A 19,944-nucleotide genomic window follows, 5' to 3' on the forward strand; every position below is an offset into this window, starting at 1 on the left:
TAAGATGTCGTTGAGTAAAAATATGAGTGTCGAAATTCCTGAAGATTTGCAAAATCTGGAAGCCAATAGCGGAATTTTTGCAATATGGATGATTTTTCATCATTATGGCATTGATTTGAATATTCCTGATTTAACTCAGCTCTGTCAACATGACCCTGAAATGGGAAGCTCAAGCATCGCACTTGCAGTTGCTTTAAAGACATTGGGTTTGGATGTCAATTTTTGTACTGAACATGATGCAGATAAACAGCCAATTGAAGTCGATTTCTATCAACAAGCACATCGCTTAAATATTCCTGTTATAGAACAGCCATTGTCTTATGCAGAAATTCAGGAAAATGTAGAAGCAGGCCGTTTTGTGATTGTGTTCTATGACACCTTAGAGGGAGTAGGGAATCATTCCCTGATATATGAAATTGATGAAAATGAAATTAGCTTCTTTGATAGTTTTGAGTCTATGCCTAAAGAGGTATTTGAGCAGCAACGTCGGGTAGACGGAATTTGCCAGCAAGTGATTGTGATTGATGATCGCAATTTCGTGATGCGTCATAGTTAATTCAAGAAATAAAAAATCAGCCCGTAAGCTGATTTTTTTAATGAATAATTTTTTATTCCTGATCAAGTTTCATCGGCTGCACATCCATCTCTTGATAAGAGACCAGTTTGGTTTTTTTCTTCCATTTGTAGCCGAACCAAATGGCTAGGAATAGCGGAATACTGATATAGGTCGATAACACACCCATCCATTGACCGGCCAAAACATCCTGATAGTTCTGTCCGAGAACAACAATCGCACACAGGATAAATGCAAACCAAGGAGCAAAAGGAAAGAATTTAGCGCGATAAGCCAGATCTTCCAGTTTATAACCTTGAGCCAAATAACCTTTGCGGAAGCGGTAATGCGAAATTGCAATCCCGAGCCAGACAATAAAGCCACACATCCCTGACATGTTTAGCAGCCAGTTAAAGACTTCCTGTTCACCAAAGAAAGTAGTCAGGAAGCATAGAGCTGCGATCGCCGTAGTGGCATAGAGTGCATTCATTGGCACACCACGCGGGTCCAGACGCGCAAACATTTTAGGTGCACTGCCTTTACGCGACATATCAAACAGCATACGGGTAGATGAATACATGCCAGAATTACCCGCAGATAGAATAGCGGTCAGGATCACTGCATTCATGATACTGGCGGCAAAGGCAAAACCGGCTTTTTCATACAATAAGGTGAATGGCGAAAGCGCAACATTATCTGTTGCAGCGGCCTGTAATAAACGTGGGTCATTATAGGCAATCAAGGTGCCGATAATGAAAATACACACGATATAAAACAGAAGGATACGCCAGAAAATCTGTTTGATGGCGACCGGAATGGTTTTCTTTGGATCTTTCGATTCACCTGCCGCCACACCGACCATTTCGGTACCCTGGAAAGAGAATCCGGCAATCATCGCCACGCCAATTAATGCCTGGAAACCACCGACAAAGGGTGCATCACCAATGCTCCAGTTGGCAAATGCTTCTGCACCCGGGGTCAGCATGATCTTCACGATCATCCAGATCCCGATAATGATAAAGGCAATGATCGCGAGAACTTTAACCAGAGAAAAGAAAAATTCAGATTCGCCAAAGCCTTTTACCGTCAGGGCATTAATCCCGAAAATAATGGCCAGGAAAATGGCACTCCAGTACACGCCCGGAATATCTGGAAACCAGAATTTCATAATAAACTGAACGGCAACCAGCTCAAAAGCCACGGTAATGGCCCAGTTGTACCAGTAGTTCCAGCCCAGAGCGAAACCAAAACCACCTTCGACATATTTGGTGCCGTAAGTGAAAAATGCACCTGAGGTCGGGTTGTGTGTGGCAAGCTCGCCTAGACTGGTCATCAAGAAATAAATCATGATACCAATCAGTACATATGCAAGTAGTGCACCGCCTGGTCCAGCGTTGGCAATGGTCGCCCCTGAGGCCAGGAATAAACCTGTACCAATAGATCCGCCAATGGCGATCATATTCAGATGACGAGCACCCAGCTTACGCTGCAGCTGCATCGTGTTTTGCGTTTCGCTCATCATGATTCCTTAACATTTTTTTGAGTGCTGGCGAAGAGCACTTTAAAGCCTTGTTGATCCGCTTTCACTGTGCAGCGACCAAAGTTTTGTTCAATCAGGGTCGGGTAGTTCAAGAAACGGTTGGCCACGATCCAAAGCTCGCCGCCTGATTTTAAATGACGACGCGAGGTTTTACATAAGGTTTCACTTGCGGTGTAATCGGTCTCGATTCCCATATGAAAAGGCGGATTACTGACAATAGCATGCAGGAACAAGGGTGCATCCTCAATACCTGTAACCGCTTTGATTTCAATCTGTTCAGGAGTAAGCTGATTTTCTTCAAAGGTCATTTGTGTAGAAGCCAGTGCAAAGGCATCGACATCCATGGCAAAAATCCGGTTTTTCGGATTCAACTTTGCCAGATACGCACTAATCACACCCGCACCACACCCAAAGTCGGCAATCTTACCTGAAGTAACTTGTGACAAATAAGGTAATAGGGTGGCAGTTCCTACATCCAAACGGTTTTGACTAAAGACGCCTGGAAGTGCACAAATATTCAGGTCGCCATTTGGTGTCGATACGGTATAACGCTGTGCCCAGTCTGCAAGTGCTTTTTTCTCGACCGTATGGTCTAGAACCAATTGCCAAAGCTGGCAATGACGTGCGCTGTCAAGTTTGAGTGTTTTACCAAAAGGCTGCAACTGTTTGGCTGCGCGTTCTATCCCACCTTTCTTTTCACCGACCAGGAAAATACTGCTGCCCGGTTTAAGCTGCGCTGCCACGGTGTACAGTAAATAATTTAACAGTTCTTTAGACTTGGGTACAAAAATAACCGCCTGATCAAACTCAGCTTCAGGCATCTCCGCACCAAAATGCACATCTGCTTGTTGTGACTGGAAATATTGAAAATCGTTAAAATTCCATGTCCAGACAGCGGGATTGATAGAGGCATCGAATTCAGCGAGCAGATCATCTGTTGGTGCATTAATCAGTAAGATGCGACCCGACAAAAAATCATATTGTCTTAATAAAACTTCGCTTTTAGGATCCATAGGTATCTCTCCAATATAAAGAACACTGCCTAAGTCTGACCTAGACAGTGTTCTTTGGACATGAAATTACTTCTTTGTTTCAGGAAGTACTACATTCAGAATAAGGGCAGCGATACCACCAGTAGCAACGCCTGAGCTAAAGATATTACGGAATAACTCAGGAAGATGCTCAAGAATTTGTGGAACTTGTGCAACACCTAAACCCAGCGCCAGTGAAATCGCAATAATCAGCAGGGCACGACGGTCCAGATGGACACCAGACAGAATGTTAATGCCAGAGGCTGCGACTGCACCAAACATCACCATCACTGCACCACCCAGTACCGCTTGCGGAACGGCCTGAATAATACCAGCAACTGCAGGCAGTAAACCAAGAATAACCAGCAAAGCAGCAATCCAGATGCCGACATAACGACTTGCTACGCCCGTTAACTGGATTACGCCATTATTTTGTGCAAATACGGAACTCGGGAAGGTGTTAAAAATACCGGCAAGGAATGAATTCGCGCCATTTACCAGTACACCGCCTTTAATGCGCTGCATCCATTTTGGACCATCAACTGGCTGGTTGGAAAGCTTTGAAGTCGCAGTGATATCACCAATCGCTTCTAAAGAGGTCACCAGATAGATGAATGCCATCGGAATAAACAGGCTCCAGGAGAAGCTTAAACCGAAATGCATTGGGGTTGGAATCTGTACCAACGGTGCATCTTTTAGACCAGAGAAATCCAGATGCCCCATAAAGCCCGCCAGAACATAACCACAGATTAGGGCGATCAAAATGGCAGAACTTTTTACCCAGGTAATCCGGATACGGTTCAGAATAATAATCAACGCCAAGACGGTACAAGACATGATCAGGTTGTCAGCATTGGCAAAAGTTTTATCGCTCATGGCCTGATAACCACCGCCCATACTGATTAAACCTTCTTTAATTAAGGTCAAACCAATCAGCAGCACGACAATCCCGGTCACCAGCGGTGTAATCAGTTTTTTGATCCAAGGCAGAATTTGTGACACGCCCATTTCAATAAATGCACCTGCAATCACCACACCAAAAATAGAAGCCATGACTGCTTCTACAGGTGTGCCTGCAGCCACCATGGCTGAACCAATACCAATAATTGGACCGATGAAGTTAAAGCTGGTTCCTTGGACAATCAGCAGACCGGCACCAAATGGCCCCACTTTTTTAGACTGTAAAAAAGTCGCGATACCCGAGATCACCAAGGACATGGACAAAATCATGTTGGTGTCTTCTTTGGAAACACCGAGCGCTAAACAAATCAGCAGGCCAGGGGTCACAATCGGGACAATAATCGCTAATAAATGCTGGAATGCAGCTAAAAAAGCAATCAGTGGTTTTGGTCGATCTTCCAGACCATATACCAGGTCGAGTTGATCTTTAGAAGGAGGAGATTGATTAAAATCAGACATGTGTCAATGCAAATTAAGGCTGGGTGGCGCTATTCTAATCGAGTTACACGTCTTTACAAAATCAAAAAAGCCCCAACGGAGCAAAAAAAGTTGAGGAGTGTGGTTACAGTGACTATAAAAGTTTTGTATTTTTCTGTATAATTTGCCCTCAAATTACATACGCATTGAATTTACATGTCAGATATTAAAACTCTCCGTAACATCGCCATTATTGCGCACGTCGATCATGGTAAAACCACTCTTGTAGACAAACTTTTGCAACAATCAGGTGCTCTCGGTGATCGCGCGGGTGAGATCGAGCGTGTCATGGATTCTGGCGCTATTGAAAGCGAACGTGGTATTACCATTCTTGCAAAAAACACTGCAATCAAATGGTTAGATGAACGTACCAATACTGAATACCGTATTAACATCGTGGACACCCCGGGACACGCCGACTTCGGTGGTGAAGTTGAACGTGTAATGTCGATGGTTGACTGCGTACTTCTTCTTGTAGACTCACAAGAAGGCCCGATGCCACAAACTCGTTTCGTAACGCAAAAAGCGTTCGCACGTGGTTTGAAACCAATCGTGATTATTAACAAAGTAGACAAGCCAAGTGCGCGTCCAGACTGGGTAATTGACCAAGTATTCGATCTATTCGATAACTTGGGTGCTTCTGACGAACAGTTAGACTTCCCAGTTGTTTATGCTTCAGGCCTTCGTGGTGTTGCTGGTCCTTCTCCAGAAGAACTTGCTGAAGATATGACTCCGTTGTTCCAAACGATCGTAGACATCGTTGAACCACCAGCGGTTGACGTTGATGGCCCATTCCAAATGCAAGTATCTTCACTTGACTATAACAGCTTCGTAGGCGTTATCGGTATTGGTCGTATCCAACGCGGTTCAGTGAAATTAAACACACAAGTAACTGTAATCGATAAAGATGGCAAAACACGTAACGGCCGTATCTTAAAAATCATGGGTTATCATGGTCTAGATCGCGTTGACGTTGAAGAAGCTTCTGCAGGCGATATCGTTTGTGTAACGGGTATCGATGCACTCAACATTTCTGACACCATCTGTGATCCGAAAAATGTTGAAGCTTTACCTCCATTGTCTGTAGATGAACCTACAGTATCGATGACATTCCAGGTAAACAACTCACCGTTTGCTGGTAAAGAAGGTAAGTTCGTAACTTCACGTAATATCCGTGAACGTCTAGACCGCGAATTGATTCACAACGTAGCATTACGTGTTGAAGATACTGACAGCCCAGACCGTTTCAAAGTATCTGGTCGTGGTGAACTTCACCTTTCAGTTCTTATTGAAAACATGCGTCGTGAAGGCTTCGAAATGGGCGTATCTCGTCCACAAGTAATCATTAAAGAAATTGATGGTGAAAAACAAGAGCCATACGAAAACGTTACTTTTGACGTTGAAGAACAGCACCAAGGCGCTGTAATGGAACAAATGGGTCATCGTAAAGGCGAAATGACCAATATGGAAGTTGACGGTAAAGGCCGTATCCGTATTGAAGCCACTGTTCCTTCACGCGGTCTGATTGGTTTCCGTTCTGAATTCCTGACCATGACTTCTGGTACAGGGATCATGACGTCTAGCTTCTCGCACTACGGTCCAATGAAGCAAGGTACTGTTGCGAAACGTCAAAACGGTGTACTGATTTCTATGGTTCAAGGTACTTGCCTGGGCTATGCACTGTTCACACTTCAAGACCGTGGTCGTCTATTCGCGAAACCACAGTTAGAAGTTTATGAAGGTATGATCATCGGTATTAACTCTCGTTCAGACGACATGACAGTTAACCCGACTAAAGCAAAACAGTTAACCAACGTACGTGCTTCTGGTACTGATGATGCGTTAACGCTGGTTCCTGCGATTGAATATACACTTGAGCAAGCGCTTGAGTTTATTGAAGATGATGAACTAGTAGAAGTAACACCTAAGTCAATCCGTATCCGTAAGCGTTTCTTGACTGAAAACGAACGTAAACGTAACCGTTCAGGTAAATAATCGCTAGATTATTTCGGGTTTTCAAAAACCGTAATCTTTTCGAAGATTACGGTTTTTTTTTATATTTAAGCGATGCTCACATTGCCATTTACTAAAACGCATTAAATTAAGTCAAAATTAAAAGTATTTACTCAGGTATAATTTGACCCAAAACTTGAAAATAAAATATGGGAGCAGTTATGAGTATTATTCAAGAATTTAAAGAGTTTGCGATCAAAGGCAATATGATGGATCTGGCGATTGGTGTCATCATCGGTGGTGCTTTTAGCAAGATCATCGATTCATTGGTGAAAGACATCATTATGCCTTTAATTACCGTGATCACCGGTGGTGGCGTCGATTTTACGCAAAAATTCTTTATCTTAGGAAGAAACCCAGACAATTTACAATCTTTGGATGCCTTGACTAAGGCGGGTGTGAATGTACTGACTTATGGTAACTTTTTAACGATTTTAATTAACTTCTTAATTTTGGCTTGGGTCGTATTTTTATTGGTGAAATTCATGAACCGTTTACGTAAACAAGAAGGCCCAGTCGAGGAAACTCCGACTACTCCAGCCGATATTGAATTGCTGCGTGAAATTCGTGATGAATTGAAAAAGCGTCCACCTCAAGTCTAATTTTTCTAATCCTCCTAAATCCCCCTTTTATAAAGGGGGAACTCCTCCCTTTGTCAAAGGGAGGTAAGGAGGGATTTATAAATATTAAAAATCCATCCGAAACTTGATTTCGACCAAATGAAAACCAAACTGGCTTTTGACCGGGCCATGTAATACACGTTCAGCAGCAGTAAATACCAGTTTATCAATCACTGGAACCAGCTGGCCTTTCTTTACTTCACCTAGCTCACCGCCACGTTTGGCAGAATTACAGGTCGAATACTGTTTGGCGATTTTATTAAAGTCTGCACCACTTAAAATCTTCTTTTTAAGCTGTTCAGCAGTTTCTTTATCTTTAACCAGAATATGACGCACAATAGCTGTTTTCATGACTTTTTCCCTCGTACAGTTGCCACTTTTTTGACAGGGAGCTGGATCTTTTTCAAAGGTTGGCACTCAGGACAAAAAACTGAAGCCCGTTGTCCCAATTTAATATTTTCAAGTGTGGTCTCGCAGTTCACACACATTTCACCGGCACGGCCATAAGCCAGCAGGGTTTGCTGAAAATAGCCATTTTCGCCCATGGCATTGGTGTAGTCTCTTAAGGTTGAACCACCTAAATCAATTGCCTGTTTCAAGATGCGCTTGATTTCCAGCACTAACTTTTTAATCTGCATCAAGCTTAAAGTCGAGGCCGGTTGTGCCGGATGAATCCCCAGATTAAACAGACTTTCGGTCGCATAAATATTGCCTACGCCCACCACCACATGGTTATCCATAATTGCAACTTTGGTGCCAACATTTTTATTCTTCAATTTTTCAAATAAATACTCGGCATTAAAGTTCTCGCTTAAAGGTTCTGGCCCCAACGTGTCAATCAATTTGCTTTGTGATTGTGCATCCAGCCAAAGAATGCAGCCAAAACGGCGAGGGTCATGATAACGCAGTTCGATATCATCAAACTGAATGATTAGATGGTCATGTTTGCGTAATTCTTCATTGCCATCGCATAGACGGAAACTTCCCGACATGCCCAAATGCCAGAGCATGGTGTCGTGTTCAAACTCTGCCAGAATATATTTAGAACGGCGAGTGAGATTCAGTAATTTTTGCCCCACCAGTTTTTCTATATTTTCTGGAATAGGCCAGCGCAAACTTGACTGACGCACTTCAACACGTTTTACGCGTTGTTCCAATAAAGGCAATAAACTGATTTTGGTGGTTTCAACTTCTGGTAATTCAGGCATAACACATCAGTGACGAGGGAGATGCAGCTAATATTGGGTGAATTGGCCGGGATTGCAAGCGTTAATCTGGGTGAAATCGCTGGAAAATGACTGGGTATTTCATCTTTATTTAAGCTGGAATTGTTTAAAGAATAAACTAGGTTTCTATGTTTTTATAGCGAATCTTCTTAGGAGGAAATCGAATGGAAATTATCAATACATTATAAGCTAATGAAAAATATATAAATAATTTAAGATTATTAAAATAAAAATTATATTTTTATGTTTAAGGCATAACTAAAAGTTTAATGAGTAATAAAAAAAATGCTGGGAATTTATATGAAAAGTTATGTAAATTCATGCACCTAATAGCAATTTAAAAACCTTGCTTGTTTTTCTCTCCGAATGTTTAGGTTTTACATGAAATATTTAGGTCTAGCTCTATTGCCTTTAATGGCTGCCATGACAACCGCTCAAGCGGAATCTGCATTTGATCCACAAGGTCAATATTTACTGGGTGACTGGAATGGTCAACGTACAGAACTGGCCCAACAGGGAATTAAATTTGAAGCCAATCTGTTAACCGATACCGCCTATCTTGCTGATGGTGGTCGTAATGAGGGCGCAGATCCATTAACTTCTGCCCAATTATGGCTGGGTACTCAACTGGACATGGAAAAGCTGGCAGGATGGAATGGCGTCACCGTACGTGCCGTGATGAGTGCACGTCAGGGTCAAAGTACCTCTGTCCGTGACTTGCAGGATCCTAGTGCACCGCAACTGGCCAATGTACAAGGTACTTTCGGACGTGGTAATCAGGATAGCCGTCTGAGCGAGCTGTCTATTGAAAAGAATTATAAAGAGCAGGGACTCAGTATTAAGGTGGGTCGTCTTGGTCTGGGCATGGACTTTAATGTCATGGCTTGTGATTTTGCCAGTACTGCATTTTGTGCAGCGCAAATGGGAAAATGGCAGGGCAATATCTGGATGAATACGCCTGTAGCACAATGGGGTGCGCGCGTGAAGCAGCAACTCAATCCTGAACTTGCAGTACAAGTCGGTGTGTATGAGTTTAATCCAGATAATGGTAATGGCGCTAAAGAAGGTCAGGGCTGGAGTCTGGATACCGACCATGCCGATGGCGTGACGATTCCGGCAGAAGTAATCTGGACGCCGAAATCATTGGTGAATGGCTTGCCGGGCAGCTACCGTGTCGGCGGGATGTACAATACTGCCGATGATGTTGCCAACCAAAAGGATATTGCCAATCCTACTGATGCCAAAAACCGTACCTTTGCCGGCTGGTTAGCTGTAGAGCAACAGTTAACGTCTACAGGTCAGGGCCGTCAGGGTTTGCATTCATTTGCCAACTTTACCTGGCATGACTGCGATACCAATAAAGTGGATAATTCACAACAAATCGGTGTGAAATATATCGGTCTTGCGGACAGCCAGCCGAATGATATTTTAGGTTTAGCAGTAAACCGTGTGCATGTGAATAATCGCTTTGCTGATTCACGGCCAGCTTTCAATGCTGATGCAGAATACAATATTGAACTGAACTATAGCTATAACGCAACAAAGTGGCTGATGCTGCGTCCAAACCTGCAATATGTCATTAATCCAGGTTCAAGTAATAATGTAGATGATGCACTGGTACTCGGTTTGACTACACGAATCATCTTCTAAAGTTTGATCGTTCACGTTATAACTAAACAGGCTCTTGGGAGCCTGTTTTTATTTCTAGAGTGAAACTGTGCAATAAAAAGAGGAAATACAGCGTGGCATTACTATTTCAACCTATTCAATTTGGATCACTACAACTTCAAAATAAAATCGTAATTGCGCCGATGTGTCAGTACTCCGCAACAGAGCAGGGGGAAATTACCTATTGGCATGAGCAGCAATGGGCTAACTATGCATTATCGGGTGCAGGTTTATGTATTGTCGAAGCGACTGCGGTACAGCCAGAAGGCCGGATCAGTTATGCCGATCTGGGTTTATGGAATGACGAACAGGCAAAGCAGATCAAGACTTTACTAGAAAAAGTCAAATCCATCTCCCCGATGCCTTTTGCCATTCAGCTCGCACATGCCGGACGTAAAGCTTCCACAGATAAACCATGGGCAGGTAAAGGTCAGTTTAAGCCGAATGAAGCACATGGCTGGCAAACTGTTTCTGCCAGTGATATTCCTTTTCAGGCCGATGAACATCCACCTAAGGCATTAAGCCAGTTGGAAATTGAGCAGGTCATTGCTGACTTTGCAGAAAGTGCCAAACGTGCAGTTGAGGCTGGTTTTGACCTGATTGAGCTGCATGCAGCGCATGGTTATTTACTGCATCAGTTCATGTCACCACTTTCCAATAAACGTGATGATCAGTATGGCGGTTCACTGGAGAACCGGATGCGCCTGACTCTGGAAGTATTACAAGCCATGAAGGCGGCGGTTCCAGACGGTTATCCGATTGGAGTGCGTATTTCGGCCAGCGACTGGATGGATCAGCCAGATAGCTGGACCATTGATTCTTCAATTGAATTGTCCAAAGCACTGGAAGCTGCAGGTGCTGCCTATATTCATATTTCTAGTGCCGGTTTACATGCCAAACAGAACATTGATGTGAAGCCGAATTATCAGGTGCCTTTTGCAGATGCGATCAAGAAAGTCGTGAATATTCCCGTGATTGCCGTCGGTTTGATTACTGAAGCTAAGCAGGCAGAAGATATTTTACAAAAGGGCCAAGCGGATGCCATCGCACTGGCTCGTGCCATTCTTTATGATCCCCATTGGCCTTGGCATGCAGCGGCAGCACTTGAGGAAAAAATCAAGATTTCACCGCAATATCTGCGCTCTGCACCCCATGGTTTGAATCACCTGTTTGAGCCTTTTTAACACTGCTTTAGTCTCAGAAATTCTTATAATGGAATATCACTGGCAAGAGGATACTGCATTATGATTTTTGCGGTCATTGTGCCCATATTTTTATTGTTGGCGCTTGGTTATCTGACTGTAAAGAGTCAAGTGTTAAACAAAGAGCAGGTGGGGACAGTCGGTGCCTTTGTCATTAAAGTGGCTTTGCCGTTGCTATTCTTTCAATCCCTTGCCTCTAAAGACCTGCATGAAATCTGGTATTTTGAATACTTTGCCATATATAGCAGCGTGACTTTGCTGCTTTATGGCAGCGGTTTCTGGATCATGCGCCGTCATTTTCAGAATACGCATTCGCAAAGTGCAGTCTTGTCGCTGGGTGCCGCAATGTCAAATACCGGGCTGATTGGTACAGCTGTGCTTAGCTTATTGATCGGGCAACAGGCGATGACTTATACCTCTCTGGTGGTGATCATTGAAAGCGTGTTGCTGATTCCGCTGGTGCTGGTCATGGCTGCGCTGGGCACACAACATCAGGCAAATCTCGGCGCCATTCTGAAAAGTGTGCTACTGACCTTGCTGAAGAATCCCTTATTTATGGGGGTAATGCTCGGCATGGCCTGTGCGGTTTTCCAGATTAAAATTCCAGTCTATCTCGATCAGGTCTTTGCCTTGATTGGTCAGACAGCCTCACCATTGGCCCTGTTTGCCATTGGCGGCGGGATCGTGGGAATGAGTCTGAAATATGTCAATCTGCAAAGTTTCTATCTGGTATTTTCCAACAATATCATGATGCCGGTATTGATGTATCTGGGACTGAGCCAGTTAACTGATTTAAATCAGGAAATGGTCCATGCCGGTACGCTCATTGCAGCTTTGCCGATGCCGACGATTTTTGGCATGTTGGGACAGGCGTATGGTCTGAATGATCGAACTTTAACACCATTGTTGATGAGTACCATTGCCGGTTTTATCGTGACCAGTGGCTTAATTGCCTTGTGGTGGGGATAATCTTTTAGAAGATGAATGCTCTGCTATTAAAAAGCCCCAAATTGCATGGGGCTTTTTATATTTTAATTTTGTGGAATTAACTTAACTCTTTTTCGCAGGTGCTTTTTTCTGCTCAGCCAGCATTTTGTCTACCGCTGCCAAAGACTCTTTGGCCTGTGGAACATTTTGCTGCGCCAGTGCGGCAAAGATTTTCTTCGCTTCTGGCAGGTTTTGCGGAACAATACTGCCATTGGCAAACATATTACCTACTGCCATCAGCGCCGGAATATAACCTTTTTTTGCCAGTTCCTGAATGCTGCTTAGGCCTTGCTGAATCGGTTTTTCATCTTTGTTTTTGAAACCGCTGCTGATGTCATATAAGGCTTTGGCATGAATGGCCTGCATATTGCCTTTGCTGATCAGCGGTTGCAGCTTTTGCAGTCCGGCTTTATTTGACGCTGCTGTATTTTCAGAAAACAGCAGTATGGCCAGATCAATGCTGGCATCATCAAATTTGGCTGCCGAAGCGCGTTCCAGATGCTGTTTGGCTTTGGTCAAATCCTGTTTGAGTCCGAGTGTGCCGGCTGCATAATTTTTACCCAATACATAATTGGCCACCGGATAACCTTTGCTGGCTGCCTGTTCGTAGAGCTGAATGGCTTTTTTCTCGTCTTTGGTTGTACCTTGGCCGGTTTGGGTCAAATAGCCTAAGTTATATAAAGCCTGGGCGTTTCCTTGACTGGCCAATTGATTCAAAGCGTCATAGGCACCTTTAAAATTATTGGCTTTGACCATGGCCTCAACTTTTTGAAATTGGGGATCGACTTGATCTTTTACGGTATTTGCCAAAGCGAATTGCGCAGAAACGGCAAGAACTGCAGCGAGTACTAATTTTTTCATGGTTCCTATAACCTTATTATTGCTGGCACCTTATTCCTTGGTGCGGTTTTAATCATTTTCACTTACATCATAAAAGGATTTTGTGCTTTGTAAATATACAATTTGTCACTAAATACAAATCATCGAAGCACAATATACCGATTAAATCGATGCATGATTCGGACAGGTTTCTGATCAATCCTGCAGATATCAAAAGGATTGCTTTGCTTCAGCTGACTTCTCTGTTTAAATCTCGGTTTGAATCAGACTCCCAGGATTTCACCATGTTTGTCAAAACCATTAAACGTCACTATGACAGAATCAATGCTGATGAATCGATTGCCGATGAAGACAAGATTGATGCGCTGCTAATGAAACTTGGGGCAGAGTTTTTGATGAGTCAGGAAGACCGGGTATATGTTTTTCAAAAAGGTGAATTAACAGCAAAGTTTGATGCCAAACATGCGCGAGCCTATCATTTCAAAGACTATGTCGTGAAAGACATGAATAAGCTGTTTCATGGTTTCTAAAACAAAAAAGCCAAGAATTTCATCTTGGCTTTTTTTATGGGCTACGCAATGATTATTGCGGACGCGCCACATCACCACTTAAGGCTTCAGGAAGTTCCAGAACATCTAGACCTAACTCGGTCAATGCTTCAGGTTTTGCAACGACTAGCGCTTTATAACCATTTTCAATCGCGATGCTATTGACGATTTCAACATCATTATTCAGTTTGGTCGCAACATCAGGCGCGGCACCTGTGCCTTGAACCAGATGTAACCAGTGTTTTGGCTTGGCTTTAAACCATAAACGCGCAATCACTTCCTGACCCAGGTAGCAACCCTTGTCGTAGTGAATGCCTTCGCGTTGATGCAAACGTAATTCTTGTGGTTGAAACAGGGTCGCGGTGGCAGCCTGAATCCAGGCTTGACCTGATTCAATAGCTTGCTGTTCCCACATCGTTACATCGGTTTCAGTCGCCATAAAGTCAGTATGAATGCCATTAACGGCTGGATAAACCGGACCAACCAGTTCCAGTTTCATTTTTGAAAAGGCGCCAAATTTCTTAATATGATTGGCCAGTTCCGTAGCCTGATCTGCAATGCTCACGATTTCAAAGCTTTCCGGACTGATTTTTTTAAGCCATAAGCCAAATTGAATGCGTCCTTTCAGACTGCAGATTGCAGTATAGCGGGTCTGGTTTTCCGCCAAAGTTTCAGTATTCAAAGTCACCTGACCTTGAAGGAATTTTTGTGCATCTACACCATTCAGACTAAACAATGTAAAAGCAGGAGACGCTGCCATAATAAGCCCCGGTTTGAATACTATAAATCAATGCAGTTATTGTGCAGCAAGCATCAAATAGAGGCAAACAAAAAAGCCAACAATCGAAATCATTGGCTTTTAGCGAGCGGATCTTTAGTGGTGATGGCTAGCCGGTAATGACGAATCACAAGGGAATTTGCCTCCACAGACCCGTACGGTTTCCATCATGCCCTGATCTTCATGGTCGAGGATATGACAATGTTGTACGAAGTCACCTTCAAATTTCTTGTAATGGCTGCGGACAATATAGGTATAGTTTTGTTTTACAAAAAGCGTGTCCTTAAACTGTCCTTTCATGCCACGGTATTGCACATCATCCAGAACTGGATTCACCGGATCTTCTGGTGCCACTGCCTCACTGACATCCTTACCTTGAGGATTCAAAATTTTAACAATCTGGAACGGGTTAACATGAATATGGAACGGATGACCACCAAAACCAGCGCTGGTCAGTTCCCATTCATCAGTCTGTCCAACTTGTAATTGACGGACATATTCGCTATCCACTGAACCATCTCCATCAAAGAAATCTCCGAAACTCAGTGTATCTCCATCTTTTTTATGCCGGAAGCCAAATTTGAATACGCCAGTTCTAGGGTCGGGACCGAGCGAAAAAGCACTATATTATTTTGGTCGGGCAGCAACTACTTTATCAATTTCCGGTGTCATCAGTGATGGATGATCACTAAACGCAGAAAGATTAAGCTGAGATAACTGGCTCTGGATGTCTTTGCTTAAACCAATTTTTTGTGCCCGATCTTTCAGGAACTGGGCAGCAGTCTGAGCCTTGGTCTTGGTTGCTTTTACATTGACCCATCCCAGCAGTTGGGCATTGAAGCGGTGATTTGGAGCAATTTGAGGGCCTACATTCGGTAATGGCGCGTTAATTTCATCATCGATATTCAATTTGGTGTCAAAAATGCAGTATCTATTGGTGGTCGGAAAGGCGACCATTGCATCATGACGATAACCAGGATGGAACACGGACAGGGTTCTGGTCTGTATATGATTCATGGTTAAGCCATCTTGCGCGATGGTATGCACATTCAGGCTATTCAGCTTCTCAAATTCAGCTTTCTTGTCTGCCTCCTGATAGGCTGAACAGGCTTTAATGGTTTGCTCTGCGCTAAACTTACTGGAGTCAGGAATTTCCTTTATGATTAAACCAATGGTATCGCGTACACCGCCATGAATCATGCGCCAGCGGTTAAATACATTCTGTTCAACCTTCATCTCTCCCACAATTTTACCGTTGATAGACGTGTAGTAATTCTGGTTGGTCCAGAAGCCACCAATAGACAGGTCATTATAATTTTCCAGCATGCCTATACCTACACCTTCACAGTTATTGGGAACAGCGAATGTGACATTAGGATCGGGATTGCTACAGCGATATTGGATTTGCTGGAACAGCAGGATATTTTCATTCGGATAACTGTTTTTTTCTTTCCAGAGAATATCCATATCTCCAGTTGAGGTGACTTTGCCATTTTTGACTTTTGGTGTTCTTGAGCCTTCAACAATCAATGGGCCTGCCATGCCATTCGACACCTGAAGAGCAGTTGAGCCATGCAGATGGGCGTGATACCAGTAAGTCCCTGCGGGATGATTCGGTTCCATTTTGAACTGATAATCAAATTTTTCCTGAGGTTTGAATTTCAGGAAAACATTATCACTATTGCCTTGAGGACTGACCCAGAAGCCATGGGTATGCAGGTTGGTGGTATTAAAGCAGTGTGGTTCATTTACATTCTCAACATGAGTTGGACAGGTTGTTTCTGACTCGGGTGGCAGCTGGTTATTCAGGTTAAGCGCCATGGTTTCACCTTGTTTGACCCGAATCTGTGGTCCGACCAGCTGATCCTCGACATATTCACCGGTTTTTTTCTTATCAAATAAACTGGGTTTGGTTAAATAGCCTCTCAGCAGTACCTGATCCCATAATCCGTTTCTAGGGTTATAGAGTTTGCTGGTTTTATAGGCCACGATCAGCTCATATTTGCCCTTGGCACTTTTCGGTAACAGAGGTGGGTTGCTAATTAAGCTGTCTGATGTTGTCGGAACGGGATGTGATGGCTTGGGTGAAGGTGTTGGGTATGAGGGATGAGAGGGGTGGGACGGGTTAGAGGGATTGGATGGCGGCGATGGATTTTTTGTTCCATCCCAACCGCGAGCTAAGAGCGTCAAAATGGCGGCTATAGCTCCGAATATTGCGATTTTCAACATTTCAGTTCTGCCTGTTATGGTTATTGTTTTAATGTGAGGATTGCGAATAATGTGACATTCGTCACACTGAGCTTCTGGTAGTTTTGGAAAATCTGCTATCCCAAATTAGGGGATTGAAATTTTGCTAAATGCGGCGACAGGACAGGCCTATGAAAACCAGTCAGACTATATTTTTTCATCTTTAAAAAAATGCACATAAAATTAATTATTTATTAATGATATTAGTGGTTTATAGTAATATTCAAATAAAAAGATAGAGAAATATTTTGCAACATAAGACTAAAGAATAAGGCGAATTATTCATATTTTTTTAGCAAAAGACCGCTTTAAAGCAAAAATTCTAAAGTCTATGTAACAAATTTTTGCGAAAATACCGATTTTTATAATTAAGTATTTGAAAAATATAAAATTTGGGAAATGCTATTTGTGCAGCGTACAATGCTGCTATTACAAAAGTAACTCATCGATATCTATTGATGAATAAAAATAGAGATAAACGAGGGCAGGCAAGCTTATGAACAACAACTACCGTAAACCGCTGCAATCCACCCAGCTGGAATATTACGACGTGCGACAGGCCGTAGAAGATATTCAGCCAGGCGCATATGCCAAACTTCCTTATACTTCCAAAGTCCTGGCAGAGCAGTTGGTGCGTCGTTGTGATCCTGCCATTCTGGAACAGTCTTTACGCCAGCTGATTGAGCGTAAACAGGAACATGATTTTCCTTGGTATCCGGCACGTGTAGTGTGTCATGACATCTTGGGGCAAACGGCATTGGTTGATCTTGCTGGTTTACGTGATGCGATTGCCGATCAGGGCGGTGACCCGTCTAAAGTCAATCCGGTAGTTCCAACCCAGCTGATTGTCGATCATTCACTGGCAGTTGAGTTTGGTGGTTTTGATCCGGATGCCTTTGAGAAAAACCGTGCCATTGAAGACCGTCGTAATGAAGACCGTTTTCATTTTATTGAATGGACCAAAACTGCCTTTGAAAATGTCGATGTGATTCCTGCCGGTAATGGCATCATGCACCAGATCAATCTGGAGAAAATGTCTCCGGTGATTCAAAACCGTGATGGTCTGGCATTCCCGGATACCTGTGTCGGTACAGATTCGCATACGCCACATACCGATGCATTGGGCGTGATCTCGATTGGTGTGGGTGGCCTGGAAGCGGAAAACGTGATGCTTGGTCGTGCGTCTTGGATGCGTCTGCCAGATATTATCGGTGTGGAATTGGTGGGTCAGCGCAAGCCGGGCATTACCGCAACGGATATCGTCTTGGCATTAACCGAATTCCTGCGTAAAGAACGTGTGGTTGGTGCATATTTAGAATTCTTTGGTGAAGGTGCTGACAGCATGTCGGTGGGTGATCGTGCCTCGATTTCCAACATGACCCCGGAATATGGCGCAACGGCTGCGATGTTCTATATCGATCAGAACACGATTGATTATCTGACCTTGACCGGCCGTGAGCCTGAGCAAGTCAAACTGGTCGAAACCTATGCCAAAGAAATTGGTCTTTGGGCATCGGATATGACCCAAGCGGAATATCCACGTGTATTGCGTTTCGATTTATCGACTGTGACACGTAACATCGCTGGCCCATCGAATCCGCATGCACGTGTATCAACCTCTGACCTGAAAGAAAAAGGCATTGCCGGTAATTTAGAAGCAGCTCGCGCGCAAGAAGCAGAAGGCTTAATGCCAGATGGCGCGGTGATTATCGCGGCGATTACGTCTTGTACCAATACCTCAAACCCGCGAAATACCGTGGCGGCAGGTTTGCTGGCGCGTAAGGCCAATGAACTCGGTTTAGTCCGTAAGCCTTGGGTGAAATCTTCTTTTGCACCGGGTTCTAAAGCAGCAGCGTTATATCTTGAAGAAGCTGGCGTACTCAAAGATTTAGAAAAACTGGGCTTTGGTATCGTGGCTTATGCCTGCACCACTTGTAACGGCATGTCGGGCGCACTAGATCCAAAAATTCAGCAAGAAATTATTGACCGTGACCTGTATGCCACAGCGGTATTGTCGGGCAACCGTAATTTCGATGGCCGTATCCATCCTTATGCGAAGCAGGCTTTTCTGGCATCTCCACCACTGGTGGTGGCGTATGCGATTGCCGGTACGATTCGTTTTGATATCGAAACGGATTCACTTGGTAATGACAAAGATGGCAACCCGATTTATCTAAAAGACATCTGGCCATCGGATGAAGAAATTGATGCACTGGTGAAAGAAGCAGTGAAGCCGGAACAGTTCCGTCAAATCTATATTCCGATGTTTGACTTGGGTGTGAATGAAAAGGCAGCAAGCCCGCTATATGACTGGCGTCCGCAAAGTACCTATATCCGCCGTCCGCCGTATTGGGAAGGTGCTCTCGCTGCACCACGTACCTTAGCCAATATGCGTCCACTGGCGATCTTGGGTGATAACATCACCACCGATCATTTGTCACCATCGAATGCTATTGTTTTAGACAGTGCTTCAGGTGAATACCTGAAAAAAATGGGCGTGCCTGAGGAAGACTTTAACTCCTATGCAACGCATCGCGGTGATCACCTGACCACGCAACGTGCGACTTTTGCTAACCCGAAACTGTTTAATGAAATGGTGGTGCGTTCTGACGGCACCATCAAACAGGGTTCGAAAGCACGTGTGGAACCTGAAGGCGAAGTGATGCGGATGTGGGAAGCGATTGAAATCTACATGAACCGTAAACAGCCGTTGATCATTATTGCCGGTAAGGATTATGGTCAGGGTTCGAGTCGTGACTGGGCAGCAAAAGGTGTACGTCTGGCGGGTGTAGAAGCGATTGTAGCAGAAGGTTTTGAGCGTATTCACCGTACCAACTTGGTCGGTATGGGGGTATTGCCGCTTGAGTTTAAGCCGGGTACAGATCGTAAGACTTTAGGTCTTGATGGTACTGAGCTGTATAGCGTGATTGGTAATATCGCGCCACGTTCGACGTTGACTTTGGTGGTTGAACGTTCAACCGATGATGGTAAGAACCAGATTATTGAAGTGCCTGTGACTTGCCGTCTGGATACTGAAGAAGAAGTGCATGTGTATGAAGCGGGTGGGGTATTGCAGCGCTTTGCACAGGATTTTTTGGAAGGGAATGTGGCTTAATCTTTTTTAAAATCACCCCTAGCCCCTCTTTGAAAAAGAGGGGAACTTCCCATTGCTGTCCCACAATTTTTCACAAGAGGAAGCTCATTTGAGCTTCCTCTTGTTTTATGGGTATTTTATCGGGTGAAAATAAAGCTTT

The 19,944-nt window shown here is 43.9% G+C and carries 15 protein-coding genes and 1 pseudogene; 8 read left to right on the forward strand and 8 right to left on the reverse strand.

Annotated elements, in window-relative coordinates; genetic code table 11:
- Positions 1 to 22 precede the first annotated feature (22 nt).
- Complete coding sequence (locus NI466_RS12570) at positions 23 to 556, forward strand: cysteine peptidase family C39 domain-containing protein (protein WP_004645937.1); 534 nt, start codon at positions 23 to 25, stop codon at positions 554 to 556.
- Positions 557 to 608: 52 nt separating this feature from the next.
- On the opposite strand, the gene NI466_RS12575 is transcribed toward NI466_RS12570, so the two are convergent.
- From NI466_RS12575 to NI466_RS12585, 3 genes are all read right to left on the reverse strand, one after another.
- On the reverse strand, positions 609 to 2,072 hold the full coding sequence (locus NI466_RS12575) for an amino acid permease (protein ID WP_253173764.1): 1,464 nt from the start codon (positions 2,070 to 2,072) through the stop codon (positions 609 to 611).
- A complete protein-coding gene (locus NI466_RS12580; RefSeq protein WP_253173766.1) occupies positions 2,072 to 3,106 on the reverse strand; it encodes a methyltransferase in 1,035 nt (344 codons plus the stop codon). The genes NI466_RS12575 and NI466_RS12580 overlap by 1 nt, the downstream gene beginning before the upstream one ends.
- Before the next feature lie 66 nt (positions 3,107 to 3,172).
- A complete protein-coding gene (locus tag NI466_RS12585; protein WP_004281715.1) occupies positions 3,173 to 4,543 on the reverse strand; it encodes a uracil-xanthine permease family protein in 1,371 nt (456 codons plus the stop codon).
- A 174-nt stretch (positions 4,544 to 4,717) separates the two neighbouring features.
- Between NI466_RS12585 and typA the strand changes: the two genes are divergently transcribed.
- Together typA and mscL are read left to right on the forward strand one after the other, a co-directional pair.
- A complete protein-coding gene (typA, locus tag NI466_RS12590; RefSeq protein ID WP_004281716.1) occupies positions 4,718 to 6,556 on the forward strand; it encodes a translational GTPase TypA in 1,839 nt (612 codons plus the stop codon).
- A gap of 179 nt (positions 6,557 to 6,735) precedes the next feature.
- Complete coding sequence (mscL, locus tag NI466_RS12595) at positions 6,736 to 7,176, forward strand: large conductance mechanosensitive channel protein MscL (protein WP_004281717.1); 441 nt, start codon at positions 6,736 to 6,738, stop codon at positions 7,174 to 7,176.
- 84 nt (positions 7,177 to 7,260) lie between these two features.
- Here mscL and NI466_RS12600 read toward each other — a convergent pair whose 3' ends face one another.
- Positions 7,261 to 7,545, reverse strand: a complete 285-nt coding sequence (locus NI466_RS12600) for a peptidylprolyl isomerase (RefSeq protein WP_004281718.1) — start codon at positions 7,543 to 7,545, stop codon at positions 7,261 to 7,263.
- A complete protein-coding gene (mutM, locus tag NI466_RS12605; protein ID WP_253148080.1) occupies positions 7,542 to 8,402 on the reverse strand; it encodes a bifunctional DNA-formamidopyrimidine glycosylase/DNA-(apurinic or apyrimidinic site) lyase in 861 nt (286 codons plus the stop codon). The genes NI466_RS12600 and mutM overlap by 4 nt, the downstream gene beginning before the upstream one ends.
- A gap of 399 nt (positions 8,403 to 8,801) precedes the next feature.
- Here mutM and NI466_RS12610 point away from each other — a divergent pair, with 399 nt between their 5' ends.
- The 3 genes from NI466_RS12610 to NI466_RS12620 all read left to right on the forward strand — a co-directional run bounded on the left by NI466_RS12610 (position 8,802) and on the right by NI466_RS12620 (position 12,259).
- On the forward strand, positions 8,802 to 10,070 hold the full coding sequence (locus NI466_RS12610) for a carbohydrate porin (RefSeq protein ID WP_253173768.1): 1,269 nt from the start codon (positions 8,802 to 8,804) through the stop codon (positions 10,068 to 10,070).
- 92 nt (positions 10,071 to 10,162) lie between these two features.
- A complete protein-coding gene (locus NI466_RS12615) occupies positions 10,163 to 11,272 on the forward strand; it encodes an NADH:flavin oxidoreductase/NADH oxidase (protein WP_004281721.1) in 1,110 nt (369 codons plus the stop codon).
- A 60-nt stretch (positions 11,273 to 11,332) separates the two neighbouring features.
- Positions 11,333 to 12,259: an AEC family transporter gene (locus NI466_RS12620; protein ID WP_253173770.1), complete on the forward strand. Its 927-nt coding sequence runs from the start codon at positions 11,333 to 11,335 to the stop codon at positions 12,257 to 12,259.
- An 81-nt stretch (positions 12,260 to 12,340) separates the two neighbouring features.
- Here the strand turns inward: NI466_RS12620 and NI466_RS12625 are convergent, their stop codons facing one another.
- A complete protein-coding gene (locus tag NI466_RS12625; protein WP_243475099.1) occupies positions 12,341 to 13,138 on the reverse strand; it encodes a tetratricopeptide repeat protein in 798 nt (265 codons plus the stop codon).
- A gap of 263 nt (positions 13,139 to 13,401) precedes the next feature.
- On the opposite strand from NI466_RS12625, the gene NI466_RS12630 reads away from it, so the two are divergent.
- The gene (locus tag NI466_RS12630; protein WP_004645929.1) at positions 13,402 to 13,647 is read left to right on the forward strand and encodes a hypothetical protein; all 246 of its coding nucleotides are present in this window, start codon (positions 13,402 to 13,404) and stop codon (positions 13,645 to 13,647) included.
- 52 nt (positions 13,648 to 13,699) lie between these two features.
- Here the strand turns inward: NI466_RS12630 and ygfZ are convergent, their stop codons facing one another.
- Both ygfZ and NI466_RS12645 read right to left on the reverse strand, forming a co-directional pair.
- The gene (gene ygfZ / locus NI466_RS12635) at positions 13,700 to 14,425 is read right to left on the reverse strand and encodes a CAF17-like 4Fe-4S cluster assembly/insertion protein YgfZ (RefSeq protein ID WP_253173772.1); all 726 of its coding nucleotides are present in this window, start codon (positions 14,423 to 14,425) and stop codon (positions 13,700 to 13,702) included.
- 114 nt (positions 14,426 to 14,539) lie between these two features.
- A pseudogene (locus NI466_RS12645) lies at positions 14,540 to 16,672 on the reverse strand (multicopper oxidase family protein).
- A gap of 514 nt (positions 16,673 to 17,186) precedes the next feature.
- Here NI466_RS12645 and acnD point away from each other — a divergent pair.
- A complete protein-coding gene (gene acnD, locus NI466_RS12650) occupies positions 17,187 to 19,805 on the forward strand; it encodes a Fe/S-dependent 2-methylisocitrate dehydratase AcnD (protein WP_253173775.1) in 2,619 nt (872 codons plus the stop codon).
- Positions 19,806 to 19,944 lie beyond the last annotated feature (139 nt).

Source organism: Acinetobacter lwoffii (genome assembly GCF_024129595.1).
GTDB classification, from domain to species: domain Bacteria; phylum Pseudomonadota; class Gammaproteobacteria; order Pseudomonadales; family Moraxellaceae; genus Acinetobacter; species Acinetobacter lwoffii_O.